Source organism: Tsukamurella strandjordii (assembly GCF_039525985.1).
Taxonomy (GTDB): Bacteria; Actinomycetota; Actinomycetes; order Mycobacteriales; family Mycobacteriaceae; genus Tsukamurella; species Tsukamurella strandjordii.
In genome coordinates, this window is the sequence record NZ_BAAAII010000002.1 from 812,067 (window position 1) to 829,327 (window position 17,261).

Below are 17,261 nucleotides of genomic sequence, written 5' to 3' on the forward strand. Positions count from 1 at the left end.
CTTACGCCGTCGGGCCGGGATCGGCCGCGGGCACCATCGCCAGCTGGCGCGACGAGGCCACCACGCGCCCCGCTTCGTCCACGAGGAGATGGTCCTCCTCGAACCACTGCTGCCCCACCACCGGCGCGGACGCGCGGAACCGCAGCCAGCCCGGGACGGGTTCGCGGCGGACCGCGGCGGTGAGCGTCAGCGTGGGCGCCCAGCCGATGGGGCCGATGTTCGCCACCACCGGGAGCGAGATATCGGTCGCCAGCAGCGCGAACAGCGCCGAGACGGGCTCCTCGCGCAGCCGCACCCAGCCGCGGGTCTCGGCGGCGCCGGTCTTGCCGTGCAGCACGGGCAGCGTCGCGGGGTCGTAGCGCACCTCGGCGACCCGGCCCACCTTGAAGACCTTCGCCGCCGGGTGCTCGGGGTCCCAGGCCAGCGCGTCCGACGGCGGCGTCGCCGGCATACCGTCGAGCGGCGTGGGCTCGGCGTACCGCTCATCACCCGTGTCCCGGCGGGCCAGAGTCACCGCGGCCTGCACGTAGGTCCGATCGCCCTGCACCGCGCGGACGTTCACGACCGAGGTGGTGCGCCCGCGCTTGATCACCTCGGTCCGCAGGTCGACGGTGCCGGGGTCGGGTGCGCCGAGGTACTCGGCCGAGACCACCACCGGCTCCACGCCGGCCTCGCCACCGTCGGCGAGGTAGGCGGCCCGTCCCGCGGAGGCGAGGACCGCGAGCAGTGCGCCGCCGTGCACCTTGCGCCCCACCGACCAGGTGCGGTCGATGTCCGCGGTGAATCCGCCGGGCGCGGGCTCCACCGCGACGAGGTCGGCGAACAATGCCATTGTCAAGCTCCTTCGGCGATGCGACTGGACGTCAGGCGACGGAGTCGACGCGCAGGTGCTCCCGCGCGAACTCCAGCGCCTCCGTGAGCATCGCACGACGCTCGTCGGGGGTCTTCGCCGAACCCGTCGCGATCTCCAGGATCACGTGCCCGTCGAACCCGGAGGCCGCCAGCCGACGGCACACCTCGGCGCAGGGCTGGCTCCCCCGCCCGGGAAGCAGGTGCTCGTCGGTGGGGGCGCCGAGGCCGTCGGCGAGGTGCAGGTGGCTCAGGCCGCCGCCCATCCGGTCCAGCATCTCCAGCGCGTCGACGCCCGCGGTCGCGGTGTGCGAGAGGTCGAGCGTGTAGTGCGCGAAGCCGACATCGGTGGGGTCGATCGACGGCGCGAACGCCGACACCGGCTTGGCGCGGCGCATCAGTCGCTCGGCGGTCTCGCCGCGGCTGGCGAAGAAGGCGTCGAACCGCAGCGGGAACATGTTCTCCACGGCGATCTCGATGTGACTGTCGGATTCGAGCTCGTTCACCAGATCGGTGAAGTGCTCGGCGTAGCGCCGCTGCCAGCGGAACGGGGGATGCACCACCACGGTGCGCGCGCCCAGGTCCTCCGCGGCGGTCACCGCGCGGCCGAGCTTGGCCATCGGGTCGCTCCCCCACACCCGCTGGCTGATCAGCAGGCAGGGGGCGTGCACCGACAGCACGGGCACGTCGTAGCGCATGGACAGCCCGGCGACGTGGGCGATGTCCTGGCTGGCCGATTCGTGCCAGACCATGAGCTCGACACCGTCGTACCCGGTCTCGGCGGCGTACCGGAACGCGGCTTCGAGCTTCTCGGGGTACACCGAGGCCGTCGACAGGCCGACCTCGATGCCGCTCACAGCGTCGACGGTACGCGTCAGCTCTGGGACAGGCTCATCAGCAGCGGGCCGAAGGTGATCACCAGGCCCACGAACAGGGATAGGCCGAGGGTCACGTAGTCGGTGGTCTTGCGCAGGTAGTGCGTGAAGGTGACGATCGCGATGATCACCACGAAGGCCAGCACCACCGTGAGCGCGATCGTCCACGTGCCACCGCCCCAGTTCCACAGCTGGTAGAAGCCGTAGAACAGGGCCGCGCCGGCGATCACGCCGCCGAGCACCTCGGCGATGAGCAGGGCCCAGCTGCGGCCCGTGCGCGGGGCGTCGTCGTCGACATCGGCGCCGTCCTTCTCGGCGACGTCCTGTGCGGGCTCGTCGGCGAGGAAGTCGGGGGTGTCGTCCTTGGCGTCGCCGATCTGCTGCACGCTCAGCGAGGCGGTGTCGGGCACCGGCACCGCGGCGGCCTGCGCGACGGTCGGCACCTCGGGGGTCTCGACGGCCGGGGCCTCGGCGGCCTCGGCCTGCAGGCGCGCCTGGCGCTCGCGGACCTGGGCGGTGTTGAAGTCGGCGGTGGCCATCCCGGGGGCGGTCCCGTCGCTCCACTGCGACCAGGCGTGGTTCACCTCGGCGTGTCCCTCGGTGGTGTGCACGGTCTCGACGACCTCGGCCTGCACCTCCTCGACGGGTGCGGCCGACGCTGCCGGAGCGGACTCGGAGGGAGCCGCGATCGGGTACTCGTCGACGTTGCCGGGGTCGATCGCCTCGAAGCGGCCGGTGTCGGCGACGGCCTGCGCGAGGGAGGCGGAGCTGGCGGGCTCCTCCTCGGGCTCGTCGTGGACGGCCTCGAAGGTGTCGGTGGCCTCACCCGATGCCGCCGGCGCCTGCGGCGCGCGCGGCGCCTGCCACTGCGGCTGGGCCTGCACCGGCTCGGCGGCCGGGGCCTGGGGCTCCGGCGCCTGGGGCTCCGGGGCCTGGGGCGCAGGCTGCTCGACGGGGGCCGACGGTGCCGCGGCCGCGGGGGCCGCAGCGGCGGGTGCCGAGGGGACCTCGGCCGACGGGGCCTCGGCCGACGGGGCCTCAGCCGACGGGGCACCGTCGCGCACCACGGGGATCTCTCCGGTGAGCTCGGCGACGGTGATGGAGTTCTCGCCACCGCGGTGCCGACGCCGCCGGCCCCCGGCCGGAGCAGCGGACCCGCCGTTGCGGGCGAGCAGTTCTGCAACCGAGATGCTCTGCTCGTCACTCATTGAAGTCACCGTCCTCGACTCTGTTCCGGGTCCCGGTGGGGACCTCGACGCGGTCGCGGATGATTGTCCATCCGCACCCACGCCTGTCTGGGTCTGCCGAAGATTCTACGTGTTCGTGCACGCGGGCCTTCGGCGGCGCGCGCAGCGATCAACGATCCGTCGCCGCGGCTTCAGTGCGACTTGGTGCCGTTCTCGGGCGTGAAACCGGCCTGAGTGTCCAGGTAACGCAGGATCACACCCTCCCGCAGGGCCCACGGGCAGATGTCCAGCTGCTCCACCTTCATCGCACGCATGGCGGCCTCGGCGACCAGCGCACCGGCCACGATCTGGCCCGCGCGGTCGGAGCTGAGCCCGTCGAGCTCCTTGCGGTCGGCCACCGTCATCCGGCTGATGAAGGCGATGAGCTGGCTCAGGCCCCGGGCGGTGAGGGTGCGCTTGACGCGCGGTCCGGCGGACGACGGTGCCGCACCCGTCAGGCGGGCGAGGGTGCGCATCGTCTTCGACGTTCCCGCCACCAGGTCGGGGGTGCCGGCGGCTTCGAGGCGCGCGGCGGACGGGGCGATCTCGGCGTCGAGCCAGTCGCGCAGCATGTTCACCCGGCGGCGGCCGGGCGGGTCCTCGGTGAGCCATTCGCGGGTGAGGCGGCCGGCGCCGAGCGGCAGCGAGAGCGCGACATCGGGCTCCTCGTCGACGCCGTTGCTCATCTCCAGCGAGCCGCCGCCGATGTCGATGTTGAGCACGCGGCCCACGCTCCAGCCGTACCAGCGGCGCACGGCGAGCGCGGTGAGGCGGGACTCGTCGGTGCCGGAGAGCACCTCCACGTCGACCCCGCTGGCGGCCTTGACGTGCGCGAGCACCGAATCGGTGTTGCTGGCGTCGCGGACGGCGGAGGTGGCGAAGGCCATCACCTCGGAGCAGCCGGAGCTGCGCGCGATGGTGGTGAACTCCTGCACGGCCGAGACCAGTGAGTCCTCCCCGAGCTGGCTGAGCCTGCCGCTGGGTTCGATCTTCTCGGCCAGCCGCAGCGTGGCCTTCGTCGAACTCATCGGGGTGGGATGCGCGCCCCAATGGGCGTCCACCACCAGCAGGTGCACGGTATTCGAACCGATATCGAGGACTCCCAGTCTCACGCTGCCAATCTAGACCCGACTACCGTGGACCCCGTGACCGACCTTCCCATGCCGGGTGTGCGGACTCCTGTCCCGGAAGTCCCCCTGGACTTTCCGCGTGAATGGCTCGAGTTCACGGACCCGTCGAATCCCGAGCACCTGATCGTGGCCGACCTGACCTGGCTGCTCTCGCACTGGACGTGCGTCTTCGGCACGCCCGCGTGCCACGGCATCGAGCCGGGCCGCGAGACCGACGGCTGTTGCAGCCACGGCGCTTTCCTCTCCGATTCGGACGACCGCAAGCGCCTGAAGAAGGCGGTCGGCAAGCTCACCGATGCGGATTGGCAGTACCGGAAGAAGGGGCTGGGCAAGAAGGGCTACCTCGAGGAGGACGAGCTCGACGATGAGCCCGCGATCCGCACCCGCCGGGTCGACGGTGCCTGCATCTTCCTCAACCGTCCGGGTTTCCCGGGCGGTGAGGGCTGCTCGCTGCACGCCATGGCGCTGCGCACCGGCGTGGAACCGCTCACAGTGAAACCCGATGTGTGCTGGCAACTTCCGGTGCGCCGCACCCAGGAGTGGGTGGAGCGGCCGGACGGTGAGCAGGTGCTCAAGACGGTGATCACGGAGTACGACCGGCGCGGCTGGGGCGCCGGCGGTCTGGATCTGCAGTGGTACTGCAGCGGCTCGCCGGAGGCGCACATCGGCGCGCAGCAGGTGTGGCAGAGCTACGGCCCGGAGCTCACCGAGCTGTTGGGCGAGGCCGCCTACGAGGTGCTGGCCCGCGAGTGCGAGGCCCGCGCCGACCGTCTGCTCGCGGTGCACCCCGCCACCGTCGCCGCCACCGAGCGCCAGAACTTCGACATGAAGTACGTCGAGCTCTGACCCCCACTCCCGAGCCCCACACCTGACTTAACAGCGTTAGCCCACACCGCGTCCTGGGCTTTCGTCTACGGATAACGCTGTTAAGTCAGCGGGGGTGGAGAAATGGCGGTGCCCCGGGTGGGGCGACCGCCGGGCTCAGGGCTCAGGGCTCAAGTTTGTAGCCGAGCCCCCGGACGGTGACCAGGTGCTTCGGGTTGGCCGGATCGGCCTCGATCTTGCTGCGCAGGCGCTTGACGTGCACGTCCAGGGTCTTGGTGTCGCCCACGTAGTCGGCGCCCCACACCCGGTCGATGAGCTGCCCGCGGGTGAGCACGCGACCGCTGTTGCGCAGCAGGTACTCGAGCAGGTCGAACTCCTTGAGCGGCAGCGTCACGGGGTCGCCGGACACGGTCACCACGTGCCGCTCGACGTCCATCCGCACGGGGCCGCCCTCGAGCACCCCGTCGTCCAGACCGTCCGCGCCCGCGGTGTCGGCGCCGCGTCGCAGCACCGCGCGGATGCGGGCGATCAGCTCGCGCGCCGAGTAGGGCTTGGTGACGTAGTCGTCGGCGCCCAGTTCCAGGCCGACCACCTTGTCGATCTCGCTGTCGCGGGCGGTCACCATGATGACCGGCACCGACGAACGGGCGCGCAGTTGTTTGCAGACATCGGTGCCGCTCATGCCGGGGAGCATGAGGTCGAGCAGCACGATATCGGCGCCGGCGGAGTCGAAATGACGGAGCGCTTCGGCACCGTCCGTGACGACGGTGGTCTCGAATCCCTCCTTGCGGAGCAGGAACGCCAGAGGGTCGGCCAGCGACTCCTCGTCTTCGACAATCAGTACGTGTGTCACCGCAGTACTTCCTCGCTGTGGTCTTCCTGCTCCGAGCTCTCCGGGCCGGACTCCGTCAACGCCGGCAACACCAGCGTGAACGTCGATCCCATTCCCGGTTTGCTCCAGAGCTTAATGGTGCCGCCGTGGTTGGCAGCGACGTGCTTGACGATGGCGAGTCCGAGTCCGGTACCGCCCGTCATCCGGGAGCGCGCCTTGTCGACGCGGAAGAAGCGCTCGAAGACGCGCTCCTGGTCTTCGGGGGCGATGCCGATCCCGCGATCGGTCACCGCGATCTCCACCGAGGCGGCGCCGTCGATCACGCGGCCGCGGCGGCTGATCGAGACCTGCGTGCCCTGCGGCGAGTAGGCGATGGCATTGGAGATCAGGTTCGCGAGCGCGGTGAGCAGTAGCGTGTCGTCGCCGCGGATCTCGAGGCCGGAGGGCTCGTCGACGATGAGCGTGATGTTGTTCGCCTCGGCGGCCACCTGGGCGCGCGCCACCGCCTCGCCGACCACGTCGTCGACCTCGACGGTGCCGAGGTCGGGCAGCTTCTCGGCGCCCTGCAGGCGGGAGAGCGCGATCAGCTCGTTGACCATGTTGCCCATCCGGGTGGATTCGGCGAGCACGCGGGAGCCGAAGTGCCGCACGGCTTCCGGATCGTCGTCGGATTCGAGGAGCGCCTCGGCGAGCAGGCCGATCGCGCCCACGGGGGTCTTGAGTTCGTGCGAGACGTTGGCCACGAAGTCGCGGCGCGTGGCCTCCATGCGCTTGTTCTCGGTGTCGTCGTCGGCGTAGACCACTGCGTAGCGCTCGTCGGGCTCGCTGCCGGTGATCAGCTCCACCCGGCAGCGGACGGCGATGCCGGCCCGGTCGGCGCGCCGGGTCACCGTGAGCTCGACGGTGCCGGGCGCCCCGGTGTCGAGAACCCGGCAGGCGGTGTCCCAGACGCGGTCGTCGAGGAGTTGGTCGCGGACCAATGAGAATTCGGCGGCGCGGTGGTTGAACAGGATCACGTCGCGGAAGCGATCGACCACGACGAGGCCGGTGGGCGACTCCTGGAGCACCTCGCGTTGGAGCTCGGCCACCGTCATCCGGCTCGGGGATGCGGCCGGCGGCGCGGTCACCCGCTCACGGACCCGATGCGCCAGCCACCCGATCAGGGCGCCCGCCAGGGCGGACACCGCACAGAGGGCCAAAGTCACGCGAATAGTGTACCCAGGTTCGCCGCCTTTGCATTTCGCGAGAACGGCGAGTGAACCGGGGGTTACCGGTCGGCGGCCACCTCGACAACGGTGGCGTACTCGGGGTGCTTCTCCACGTAGCTCGCGACGTACGAGCACACCGCGCGGGCGCGCTTGTCGGAGTCGCGGACGTCGTCGAGAGCAGCCTTGGTGAGGAGCGCCGCATAGCCGTTGCCGCCGTAGGCCTCATCGACCACGGTGTGGGTCAGCAGGCGCACGTCCACCTCGTCGAGGTAGTCGAGGTAGCCCGCCTGCTCGCCGTCGACGGTGAGCACGTAGCGCTCCTCCTGGGGGGAGTGGGTCACAGTCACGTCAGCCATGTATCAACGCTAGCGCCTCGGCGGCGGTGATGGCTGTGTAAATACTGAGGGGCGGTACCGAAATTCGGTACCGCCCCTCGGTGGTTCGCTGGTGTTACTTGCCGCCCTGGTTCGCCACGGCGGCGGCGCCGGCCGCGGCGGCCTCGGGGTCGAGGTAGGTGCCGCCCGGGTTGGCGACGGTGCCGTCGGCGTTGAACTCGTAGGCCAGCGGGATGCCGGTGGGGATGTTCAGGCCGGCGATATCGGCGTCGGAGATGCCGTCGAGGTACTTGACCAGCGCGCGCAGCGAGTTGCCGTGGGCGGCCACGAGCACCGTCTTCCCCTCGGCCACCTGCGGCTCGATCACGGCCTGGTAGTAGGGGATGAAGCGGTTCACCACGTCGAGCAGGCACTCGGTGAGCGGCACGCTGGGCAGCTTGGCGTAGCGCGCGTCGTCGGTCTGGCTGTACTCGTTGTTGGGGTCGATCGCGGGCGGCGGGGTGTCGTAGCTGCGGCGCCACAGCATGAACTGCTCGTCGCCGAACTGCTCCTTGGTCTGCGCCTTGTTCAGGCCCTGCAGCTTGCCGTAGTGGCGCTCGTTGAGGCGCCAGTCGCGCACCACGGGAATCCAGTGCCGGTCGGCGGCGTCCAGCGCGAGGTTCGCGGTGGTGATGGCGCGGCGCAGCAGCGAGGTGTAGACGATGTCGGGGAGCAGGCCCTTCGCCTTGAGCAGCTCGCCGCCGCGGGCGGCCTCGCCGCGACCCTTCTCCGTCAGCGCCACATCGACCCAGCCGGTGAACTGGTTGGACGCGTTCCACTCGCTCTCGCCGTGACGGAGCAGGATCAAGGTGCCGTAGGTCATGGCGGTCAGCTTAGTGGGGACGGTGTCGGCCGGCCGGGTCGACGGTGCGATCACCGCACGCGGCGAGCAGATGCCGGTGCACCGGCCCGCGGAGGTCGGCGCGGCTGTCCGGGGTTCCCGCCGCGGGTCCGCCGATCGATCGGGTGCCGTACAGCCGGTCGAACAGCAGTCCCTCCAGCAGGCTGATCAGGTCGCGGGCCGCGACACCGGGCTGCGGTGCGCCGAGTTCGGCGAGCAGTCCGGTGGCGAGCGGCGTCGAGAACAGGCACTTGGCGAGCGGCTCGGCGAGCCCCTCCGCGACGGCGTCCGGGGCGAGCGCGTAGCGGGCGAGGGCGTCGCGTCGACGTTCGGCGAGCAGCTGGTCGAGCTGGGCGGCGATCACGTCGGCGGCGGTCTCGAGGTCGACGGTGCTCGGCACGGCCCGGTCGAAGGCGGTGCGGGAGCGGGTCGCCAGGTGCTCGATGGCGGCTCTCAGCAGGTCGGAGCGGGTCCGGTAGTAGTACGACGTGGACCCCTTGGGCAGGTCGAGCCCGCGGTCGACCGCGCCGTGCGTGGCCGCTCGATTGCCGCCGTCCGCCGCGAGGTCGAGCACCGCCTCACAGATCGCCGTCCGCCGTTCGTCCATGCCCACCCCTTCCGCCGCCACTGCACTTCCTCTATAACCATAGAGGCTCTACGTTCATAGAGGATTGGAGTACCATGACCGACATCGAAGTGCGCGCCGTCGACGACACGGCCCGCTGGGTGGCCCATCAGCGCGCGGTGGAATCCGCCCGGCCGGATGCGCTGTTCCACGATCACCTCGCGGCGGGGCTCGCGAGCCGTCGCGGTCGCGAGATCGCGAAGCGGGCCGCCGCGGCACCGGCCGCCGCGGGCGGCGACGGCTGGTACCTCGTGGCGCGCACGGTGCTGCTCGATCGCGCGGTCCTCGCCGCGGTCGCCGAGGGATTCGAGGCGGTGGTCAACCTGGGCGCGGGGCTCGACGCCCGCCCGTACCGGCTCGACCTGCCCGCCGACCTGGAGTGGATCGAGGTCGATCTGCCCGCGCTGATCGCCGAGAAGGAGGCGGCGCTCCGGGACGAGGTGCCGCGCTGCCGGTTGCGGCGCGTGCCGCTCGACCTGGCGGACGGCGGCCTCAGATCCGTGCTCGACGAGGTCGGGCCGGCCCGCACGCTGGTCCTCGCGGAGGGGCTGATCATGTACCTCTCCCCCGCCGGGGCGGACGCGCTGACAGCGGACCTGCTGGCAGCCGGAGTCGATCGCTGGTCCTTCGACCTCAGCGCCGCGGGCGTGGGATCACTGATGGCCGAGCGCAATCGGGGTCTCCTCAGGTCCGCCCCGTGGCGCTTCCTGCCCGCGGACGGGGTGGCGCATTTCGAGGAGCGCGGGTGGGCGGCGGAGCGGATCGAACCGATCTTCCCCGCCGCCGTGGCCCTCGGCCGGTTCGATACGCCGCAGGCGCACCGTCTGGCCGCGGGACCGCAGCCCGATCCCCGGGATCCCGGCGATGCCCCCTTCAGCGCCGTGGTGACCCTGCGTCCTGCGGAGCTCGGGAGTTAGCACGCGCGCTGTCACTCAGTACGGCGGGAGCCACGCGGGGTCGGAGGCGCCGAGTGGCACCAGCGTCGGGTTCGACGGGATCGCCCAGCGTCCCGGCGTCGCCGAGTACGCGACCCCGGGGGCCAGGCGGTGCTGCTTGCCGTAGCCGCTCACGAAGTCGTAGGCCTCCGGGGCGATCGGCTGGTGGTCGGGGTGCGCGATCGTCTCGTCCACGTACGCCTGGTCGAACAGGCCCAGTTCCGAGTACCACATGGAGAACCGCGACAGCGAGGTACGCACGTGGTAGCTGCCGCCCTGCTCCGCCCTCAGCTTCAGGGCGGCGAGCACACCGAGGGAGGTGAGGTACCCGGCGAGATAGTCGTTGAGGATGATCGTCGGCGGGAGTTTGGGTGCGCCGTCGCCGCCCTCGTAGGTGGCGTATCCGGTGCAGCAGTTGGCGTCCATGTCGAAGCCGCCACGGTCGGACCACGGCCCGTCCCAGCCGAATCCGCGCACGGAGGCGTACACGATCCCCGGCCGCAGGTCGGCGACCGCTTCGGCCGACAGTCCGAAGTCGCTGATCTTGCGTCCGCGGTAGTTCTCGATCACCACATCGGCGCCCGAGATGAGGTCGCGGGCCTGGTCGACGTACGACTGCTGCTGCAGGTCGCTGTAGGTGGAGCGGAATCCGAGGTGGGTGTCGAGCAGGATCAGGTCGATCTCGGGATCGGGGCGGGCCAGATCCAACACCTGCGCGCCCTGCTCCGCGAGGGTGCGCGCAGCGACGGGGCCGGCGATCACGTGCGTCATGGTGGCCACCGTGAAGCCGGACAGCGGGCGCGCGGGATCGGCGAGCGGCGGGAGTTCGGGCTCGCTGTCGCCGATCTTGATGATCTCGATCATCGGTGTCTGCGCGAGGTAGGCGCCCTGCGGGTGGGCGAGCCATTCCTCGCGCGACCGGATCATGGTGCCCACCATGCCGCGCTCCGCGGCGGCGTCCTCCAGCTCCTGCGCGTTCCAGGTCGCGATCGCCTTCGCGACCGATTTCTGGTCGATTCCGGTCTGCAGCAACCCGACCCAGTCGCGGTACATGTGCGGGTAGACGGCGGTGGGCAGGTACCACCGGTCGTCCTTGGTGGGGTAGATCCCGAAGCCGAGGGCCTTGCCGATGGTGGCGACGGGCGAGTAGTAGGGGTATCCGCCGGCCGTGGGTGTGAAGTTGTACATCGGATTGATATGGGAGACTGCCTGTCTCAGGTCCACGGAGAGGTCCTGGGCCGGACCTCCCCGCATCCGGTACAGGATCTGGGTGGCCACGGCGGGCGCCATCATGCCCATCGCCATGATCGCGCCCAGTCGGTGGCGGCTGGGCAGGATCGGGTCGGCCCCAGTGAAATTCACCTCCCCGCCGGTATCGCGTGCGTCGAGCCCCACGCCGGCGAGCAGGGCGGCGAAGTCGGTGCGGACGTCGGGGGCGGCGGTCAGGTTCGGGGTCACTCGTTCGTTGGGCATGTCCCCAGCAGACTCCAGGCGGGGCGCCCGTCGTCGGCACTCGCGGGCACCTGAACCCAACCTGCGACAAACGCGATCGTTAACCGCGTAAAGTGAATGGCGGTCGAATTCATCATGGCCAGTTCACTATTCCGCGCACACGGCCCCGCCGTTGCGGGCTACAACCGACTACGAACGTTGCCAGCGTCCCGCCCGCGGGGCCGTGCGATCTACTGCGTGTCGCGCCAGCGCAGCAGCGCCTCGATCACGGTGTAATCGAAATCGGGGGCGGCGAGCTCGGCGGTGAACTCGGTGGCGCCCTCGGCCACGAGCAGATCGGCGAAGGCGATGGCCTCGTCCACGCTGGAGCCGCGCGGGATGGCCACGTTGTGCGCGATGGACTTCGGATCGCGGCCGATGGCCCCGCAGGCGTCCGCGAGCACCCGGGACTTGTGCCGGTAGGTCTCCAGGTCCACGAAGTAGTGCCACACCGAGGCGTACTCGGCCACCAGGGGCAGCGTCTTCTTCTCCCCACCGCCGCCGATCAGGATCGGGATGTCGCGGGTGGGCGCGGGGTTGAGCTCGGCCCAGCGGGCCTTGATCCGCGGCAAAGCAGTCGCCAGGTCGTCGAGTCGGGAACCGGCAGTGCCGAATTCGTAGCCGTACTCGTCGTAGTCGCGCTGGAACCAGCCCGAGCCGATGCCCAGGATCAGGCGGCCCTTCGAGATGTGGTCCACGGTGCGCGCCATATCGGCGAGCAGGTCGGGGTTGCGGTAGCTGTTGCAGGTGACCAGCGCGCCGATCTCCACGCGCGAGGTCTGCTCGGCCCATGCGGCGAGCATGGTCCAGCATTCGAGGTGCGTGCCGTCGGGATCGCCGGACAGTGGGAAGAAGTGGTCCCAGTTGTAGACCACGTCCACGCCGAGCTCCTCGAGCTTGGCGACGGCGTCGCGGAGCTGCTGGTATTCGGTGAAGTGCTGGGGCTGAAGTTGGACTCCGATGCGCATGGTTTCGACGCTACTCAGTCCCGCGCCGGTTCGCCGGTCGAACCGGGCAGCACGGCCGCCGCGAGGGCCCCGGCCAGCACCAGCGCGGCCCCCACGGCGATCACGATGCCGGTCCACCCGGCGGCGCTGAAGGCGATGCCGGCGGCGGCGCCGAGCACCGACGAGCCCGCGTAGTAGCAGAACAGGTAGCCCGACGAGGCCTCCGCGCGGTGTTCGGTGGCGAGCGCGCCCACCCAGCCGCTGGCCACGCTGTGCGCGGCGAAGAACCCGGCGGTCAGCACCACCGCGCCGAGCAGCACCGTCGGGACGGTGTCGGGGAGCGTGATCAACAGACCGATCCCCATGGCGGCGATCGCGGCCAGCAGCACCCGCCGCCGGCCGATCCGGTCGGCGAGCCGTCCGGCCGCGCCGGACGACCAGGTTCCGGCGAGGTAGATGAGGAAGACCAGGCCCACCACGCCCGCGGAGAATCCGAACGGTGCGGCCAGCAGCCGGAAGCCCAGGAAGTTGTACACGCTGACGAAGCCGCCCATCAGCAGGAAGGCCAGCACGAACAGCACGGCGAGCGCGGGCCGCCGCACGTGCCCGGCCATGCCGCGCACCGTCGTCGAGACCGAAATCGGTGCGGGCGTGTGGAACCGGGATGCGGGGAGCGAGCGGATCATCACCACGGTGAGCACCGCGGCGAGCACCGCGAAGACCTCCATGGCGCCGCGCCAGGGCAGCACGTCGAGGCCGACGGCGGTGACGACGCGGCCCAGCAGCCCGCCGATCGTGGTGCCCGCCACGTAGCGGCCCATGGCGCCGCCGAGATCGCGGCCGTCCACCTCCTCCGCGAGGTAGGCCATCGCCACCGCGGGCACTCCGGCCAGGGCGACTCCCTGCAGGGCGCGCAGCCCGAGCAGCACCGGCAGCGAGGGCGAGAGCGGAATCGCCAGCCCCAGAAGCACGGCGAGTACGGCGGAGGCCGTCATCACGCGGGTGCGGCCGAATCGTTCGGAGAGCGCGCTCACCGGGATGATGGTGAGCGCGAGCAGCCCGGTGGTCACCGAGACGGCGAGGGCGGAGGTCGCGGGCGCGGAGCCGAAGACGCGCGTCAGCTCGGGCAACACGGCCTGGGTCGAGTACATCGATCCGAAGGTGGTGAGCCCGGCCACGAACAGCGCCAGGGTGGTGCGACGGTACGCGGGCGTCCCGGCGCGCAGCGGTGCGGCGGTGGCGGGGTCGACGGTGGCGGTCACGGGCCCGACATTGCCCCGGACCCGTCGATGTGTGAAATGCATGTCTTTGACGACTCTGATAGACAAGACGCATGGTTGCAGGTGAGCGATCCGCGGCGAACACCGCGGACGACCTGGTGAGGTTCATCACCCTGGCCGAGACGGCGCACATGACCGACGCCGCCGCCCTGCTGCGGATCACCCAACCGACCCTGTCGAGGACCCTCGCGCGGCTCGAAGCCGATCTCGGCGCCCCGCTGTTCGACCGGCGGCACGGCCGCCTCGTGCTCAATGCCAGCGGCGAGATCTACCTCGATCACGCGCGGCGCGCGCACGCCGAACTGGAGGCGGCGCGGGCGCAGATCGCCGACCTGCGCAGCCCGTCGCAGGGCACCATCCGGCTGGCCTTCCTGCATTCCTTCGGCGTCGCGATGGTCCCGCAGCTGGTCTCCGGCTTCCGGGCGCGCGAGCCGCGGGTCACCTTCGAGCTCTCCCAGTTCGCCGCGGGCACCATCACCGATCTGGTGCTGGCCGACGAGGCCGATCTCGCGATCGTCTCGCCGCGCCCCACCACGGGCGCCGTCGCGTGGAGCCTGCTCACGGTCCAGCGGCTGGCGCTCGCGGTACCCGCCGACCATCCGTTGGCGGGGCGCAGTTCGGTGCACCTGTCCGAAGCGTCCGACGCCGATTTCATCACCATGCACCCGGAGTTCGGTATGCGCCGCATCCTCGAAGAGCGGTGCGCCGCTGCCGGATTCCGTCCGCGGATCACCTTCGAATCGTCGGAGTCGTTCACCGTCGCCGGACTGGTGGCGGCGGGGCTCGGGGTGGCGCTACTGCCGATGGACCGCAACCCCCTGCTGCCTGCGGGGCTGTCGCTGGTGCCGATGTCGGGGCCGGCGCCCACCCGCGAGGTGGGCATCATCTGGCGGCCGGACGTGGCGCTCTCGCGGGCCGTGCGGTCCTTCCGCGATTACGCGATCGCCCAGTCCGACGAGGCGATCAGTTCCTAGCGGCCACGGCGAAGATCCGCCGGAAGGGCAGCACCGTGCCGTACTCCTGCGGCGGGTAGGCCCGGTTCAGTTCGGCCTTGTAGCGGGCGACGAAGTCGTCCTTGACCGCACCGTCGAGCCGGGCGAGCACTGGCCGCGCGCCGGTGCCGGAGATCCACTCGAAGACCGCGTCCGCGCCCTGCAGCACGTGCAGGTAGGTGGTCTCCCAGACGTCCACGGTCCAGCCCGGACGGTGCAGTGCGGCCAGGTATTCCGCGGGTTCGCGCACGTCCACCGTGCGGTAGCCGGTGATGCCGAACTCCGCGGCGACCTCCGCCAGCAGGGCGTGCGAGGGCGCGTCCTGGTTGCCCGGAACCTGGAAGGCGAAGGCCTGCGCGGCCGCGTCGGCGATGCCGGGCAACAGCTCGATGTGCCGGTCGATCCACTGGAACATGGCGTTGGAGACGATCACGTCGGGGCGCGCTCCGTCGGGGCGCCAGGTGGCGGCGTCGGCCACCTCGAAGGTGACGTTCGGATCCTGGATGTCGGACCGGGCGCGGTCGATCATCTCCGCGCTGGAGTCGACTCCGTGGATCGCCGCCCCGGGGAAGCGGGCCCGCAGGGGCGCAACGTCGTTCCCGGCGCCGCATCCGAGGTCGACCACGGTGCGCGCATCGCCCGGAATGCGCGCGATCAGGTCCACGAAGGGGCGCGTGCGCTCGTCACCGAACTTGAGGTATTGCGACGGATCCCACCGGTGATTAGTCATAGAATCATCCAATCATTTAGTTGTAAGGTGCACTGCGTGAGCATCTCGACCGACAGCCCGCATGTTCTGAGCATCGACCACGTGGATCTGGTCCGCAACGGGCGCAAGCTCCTCGACGACGTCTCGCTCACGGTTCGCCGCGGCGAGCACTGGGTGTTGCTGGGCGCGAACGGCGCCGGCAAGTCGACGCTGCTCGGTCTGTGCGGCGCGGTCACCCATCCCACCCGCGGCACCGTCGACGTGCTGGGCAAGCGGCTCGGCAGAGTCGACATGCGCGAGCTGCGCACGCACATCGGGCACGTGAACCCGCGGCACCGCCTGGACGTGCCGCTCACGGTGCGCGATGTGGTGATCACCGGCCTCACCAACACGCCGGAGTTCCCGCCGCGCTGGGCCCCCACGCCGGCGCAGCGGACGCGCGCCGACGAGCTGATCGAATCGCTGGGGATGACGCGGCATGCGGATTCGGTGTGGCCCACCCTGTCCCAGGGTGAACGCGGCCGCGCCCTCATCGCCCGCGCGCTGATGGGCGAGCCGGACCTGCTGCTGCTGGACGAGCCGGCCACCGGCCTCGACCTCGCCGCCCGCGAGCGACTGTTGACCTCCGTCGACGGCACCCGCCGCGCGCATCCCGAGCTGGCGTCCATCCTGGTGACGCACCACCTGGAGGAGATCCCGGTGACCACCACGCACGCCGTGCTCATCCGCGACGGCGTGCTCACCGCGGCCGGTCCGGTGGCCGATGTACTGACCACCGAGCGGATCAGCGCCGCCTTCGATCACCCGATCACGATCGACCGCCAGCACGGGCGGTGGACCGCGATCTCACGCTGACGGTCCGCAGCACGCAGGACCGGGGCTTCCGGATGCCCCGCGTGGGAATTTTCGCGGCATGCAGGACAGTGCCGGTGGTTCGCGGTTGACTGGGACCACCACCACCGGCCCCCGCACGCCCAGGAGCACGCCATGCCCTTCCTCGCCCCCGCCGCCGATACCGAACGCGCAGGCCTGCGCGGTTTCATCGCCCAGCAGCTCGACGGTCTGCGGCACACCTCGTACGGATTGACCGAGGAGCAGATCCGCCTCTCTCCCGCCCGCAGCGAGCTGACGATCGGCGGCCTGCTCAAGCACGTCACCGATTCGGTCGGCGGCTGGGTCGAGAAGATCGAGGCCGCGCCGGGCGAGCCCCCGCTCGATGTGGAGGCCGCGCAGGCCGCCTACGGCAGCGATTTCGTGGTGACCGCGGACGACACCCTCGCCTCGATCCTGGCCGCGTACGACGCCGTGGCAGCCCGCGCCCTCGCCGCGGCCGACACCGCCGACCTCGACCTGATCGTGCCCACCCCGAAGGCGCCCTGGTTCCCGCCCGATCTCGAGGGCTGGACGGTGCGCTGGGTGCTGCTGCACATCATCGAGGAGGTGGGCCGGCACGCCGGGCACGGCGACATCATCCGCGAGCAGATCGACGGCGCCACGATGTACGAACTGGTGGCCGGGGCCGAGGGCATGGGTGACCTGGGCTTCGTCCAGCCCTGGACCCCACCCTCGGAGTAGCCGACGACGGAGTGGCGCACGGCTGTTGACTTCGAGTGCGCTCGAAGGCCTAGCGTTGCTCACGTGGTCGCAATCACCGAAGAACTCACCGCCCTACTCGGCTCCCGCGCGCCGTTGCCCGACCTGAGTGAACTGCTCGCGGGTCCGGTGAACGACGGTCCGCTCACCGTCGCCGAGATGGCCGAGCTGACCGGTGTCACCGGGCACACCCTGCGGTACTACGAGCGGATCGGCCTGGTGACCGTCGATCGCGACGGTGCCGGGCACCGCCGGTACGGGCCGCGCGCCATCTCGCGGGTCATCTTCCTCACCCGGCTCCGCCTGTCCGGCATGCCGATCGCCGACATCACCGAGTACATCCGGCTGGTCGAGGCCGGCGAGGAGACGGTGCCGGCCAGGCTCGCGCTACTCACGGCGCACCGGGCCCGGACCGCCGCGCAGATCGAGGACCTGAAGTACTCGCTCGCGGTGATCGACTACAAGATCGCCACCTACGGCGGCGCCCTCGGCGACTGCGCCGCCACCACCGACTCCCAGGAGGATTGAC

19 protein-coding genes are annotated in these 17,261 nt (G+C 70.8%); 6 read left to right on the plus strand and 13 right to left on the minus strand.

The window, feature by feature from the left end; translation table 11 throughout:
- Nucleotide 1: 1 nt before the first annotated feature.
- The 4 genes from ABD108_RS04760 to ABD108_RS04775 form a co-directional block, all read right to left on the minus strand.
- Complete coding sequence (locus ABD108_RS04760) at nt 2-832, minus strand: thioesterase family protein (RefSeq protein WP_343929576.1); 831 nt, start codon at nt 830-832, stop codon at nt 2-4.
- Nucleotides 833-863: 31 nt separating this feature from the next.
- Nucleotides 864-1,706, minus strand: a complete 843-nt coding sequence (locus tag ABD108_RS04765) for a sugar phosphate isomerase/epimerase family protein (protein ID WP_343929578.1) — start codon at nt 1,704-1,706, stop codon at nt 864-866.
- A gap of 17 nt (nt 1,707-1,723) precedes the next feature.
- Entirely contained in the window at nt 1,724-2,932 is a 1,209-nt protein-coding gene (locus ABD108_RS04770) for a hypothetical protein (protein WP_343929580.1), read from the minus strand.
- A 170-nt stretch (nt 2,933-3,102) separates the two neighbouring features.
- Entirely contained in the window at nt 3,103-4,062 is a 960-nt protein-coding gene (locus ABD108_RS04775; protein ID WP_220656631.1) for a Ppx/GppA family phosphatase, read from the minus strand.
- Nucleotides 4,063-4,110: 48 nt separating this feature from the next.
- Here ABD108_RS04775 and ABD108_RS04780 point away from each other — a divergent pair, with 48 nt between their 5' ends.
- A complete protein-coding gene (locus ABD108_RS04780) occupies nt 4,111-4,926 on the plus strand; it encodes a DUF3109 family protein (RefSeq protein ID WP_220658467.1) in 816 nt (271 codons plus the stop codon).
- 142 nt (nt 4,927-5,068) lie between these two features.
- Here ABD108_RS04780 and ABD108_RS04785 read toward each other — a convergent pair whose 3' ends face one another.
- The 5 genes from ABD108_RS04785 to ABD108_RS04805 all read right to left on the minus strand — a co-directional run bounded on the left by ABD108_RS04785 (nt 5,069) and on the right by ABD108_RS04805 (nt 8,767).
- The gene (locus ABD108_RS04785; RefSeq protein ID WP_343929582.1) at nt 5,069-5,758 is read right to left on the minus strand and encodes a response regulator; all 690 of its coding nucleotides are present in this window, start codon (nt 5,756-5,758) and stop codon (nt 5,069-5,071) included.
- Nucleotides 5,755-6,942, minus strand: a complete 1,188-nt coding sequence (locus ABD108_RS04790) for a sensor histidine kinase (RefSeq protein ID WP_344186860.1) — start codon at nt 6,940-6,942, stop codon at nt 5,755-5,757. Before ABD108_RS04790 ends, ABD108_RS04785 begins: the two co-directional genes overlap by 4 nt.
- 62 nt (nt 6,943-7,004) lie before the next feature.
- On the minus strand, nt 7,005-7,301 hold the full coding sequence (locus tag ABD108_RS04795) for a GNAT family N-acetyltransferase (protein ID WP_220656633.1): 297 nt from the start codon (nt 7,299-7,301) through the stop codon (nt 7,005-7,007).
- A gap of 94 nt (nt 7,302-7,395) precedes the next feature.
- Complete coding sequence (locus tag ABD108_RS04800) at nt 7,396-8,142, minus strand: phosphoglyceromutase (RefSeq protein ID WP_220656634.1); 747 nt, start codon at nt 8,140-8,142, stop codon at nt 7,396-7,398.
- Nucleotides 8,143-8,152: 10 nt separating this feature from the next.
- A complete protein-coding gene (locus tag ABD108_RS04805) occupies nt 8,153-8,767 on the minus strand; it encodes a TetR/AcrR family transcriptional regulator (protein WP_343929584.1) in 615 nt (204 codons plus the stop codon).
- Nucleotides 8,768-8,841: 74 nt separating this feature from the next.
- On the opposite strand from ABD108_RS04805, the gene ABD108_RS04810 reads away from it, so the two are divergent.
- Nucleotides 8,842-9,702 carry a class I SAM-dependent methyltransferase gene (locus ABD108_RS04810; protein ID WP_343929586.1) on the plus strand — a complete coding sequence of 287 codons (861 nt, stop codon included), beginning with the start codon at nt 8,842-8,844 and terminating at the stop codon, nt 9,700-9,702.
- A 15-nt stretch (nt 9,703-9,717) separates the two neighbouring features.
- Here the strand turns inward: ABD108_RS04810 and ABD108_RS04815 are convergent, their stop codons facing one another.
- From ABD108_RS04815 to ABD108_RS04825, 3 genes are all read right to left on the minus strand, one after another.
- The gene (locus ABD108_RS04815; RefSeq protein ID WP_343929587.1) at nt 9,718-11,193 is read right to left on the minus strand and encodes a CoA transferase; all 1,476 of its coding nucleotides are present in this window, start codon (nt 11,191-11,193) and stop codon (nt 9,718-9,720) included.
- 209 nt (nt 11,194-11,402) lie between these two features.
- On the minus strand, nt 11,403-12,179 hold the full coding sequence (locus ABD108_RS04820; protein ID WP_343929588.1) for an LLM class F420-dependent oxidoreductase: 777 nt from the start codon (nt 12,177-12,179) through the stop codon (nt 11,403-11,405).
- Nucleotides 12,180-12,193: 14 nt separating this feature from the next.
- Nucleotides 12,194-13,462: an MFS transporter gene (locus ABD108_RS04825; RefSeq protein WP_305110184.1), complete on the minus strand. Its 1,269-nt coding sequence runs from the start codon at nt 13,460-13,462 to the stop codon at nt 12,194-12,196.
- Nucleotides 13,463-13,491: 29 nt separating this feature from the next.
- On the opposite strand from ABD108_RS04825, the gene ABD108_RS04830 reads away from it, so the two are divergent.
- On the plus strand, nt 13,492-14,412 hold the full coding sequence (locus ABD108_RS04830) for a LysR family transcriptional regulator (RefSeq protein WP_343929590.1): 921 nt from the start codon (nt 13,492-13,494) through the stop codon (nt 14,410-14,412).
- Here the strand turns inward: ABD108_RS04830 and ABD108_RS04835 are convergent.
- Nucleotides 14,402-15,160 (minus strand): methyltransferase domain-containing protein, encoded by a 759-nt coding sequence (locus ABD108_RS04835; protein ID WP_343929592.1) that lies wholly within the window; start codon nt 15,158-15,160, stop codon nt 14,402-14,404. The genes ABD108_RS04830 and ABD108_RS04835 overlap by 11 nt on opposite strands.
- 42 nt (nt 15,161-15,202) lie before the next feature.
- Between ABD108_RS04835 and ABD108_RS04840 the strand changes: the two genes are divergently transcribed.
- The 3 genes from ABD108_RS04840 to ABD108_RS04850 all read left to right on the plus strand — a co-directional run bounded on the left by ABD108_RS04840 (nt 15,203) and on the right by ABD108_RS04850 (nt 17,260).
- A complete protein-coding gene (locus tag ABD108_RS04840) occupies nt 15,203-15,994 on the plus strand; it encodes an ABC transporter ATP-binding protein (RefSeq protein WP_343929705.1) in 792 nt (263 codons plus the stop codon).
- Between the two features lie 132 nt (nt 15,995-16,126).
- The gene (locus tag ABD108_RS04845; protein WP_220656639.1) at nt 16,127-16,714 is read left to right on the plus strand and encodes a mycothiol transferase; all 588 of its coding nucleotides are present in this window, start codon (nt 16,127-16,129) and stop codon (nt 16,712-16,714) included.
- A gap of 63 nt (nt 16,715-16,777) precedes the next feature.
- Nucleotides 16,778-17,260, plus strand: coding sequence for a MerR family transcriptional regulator (locus tag ABD108_RS04850; RefSeq protein WP_343929594.1), 483 nt, complete (start codon nt 16,778-16,780; stop codon nt 17,258-17,260).
- Nucleotide 17,261 lies beyond the last annotated feature (1 nt).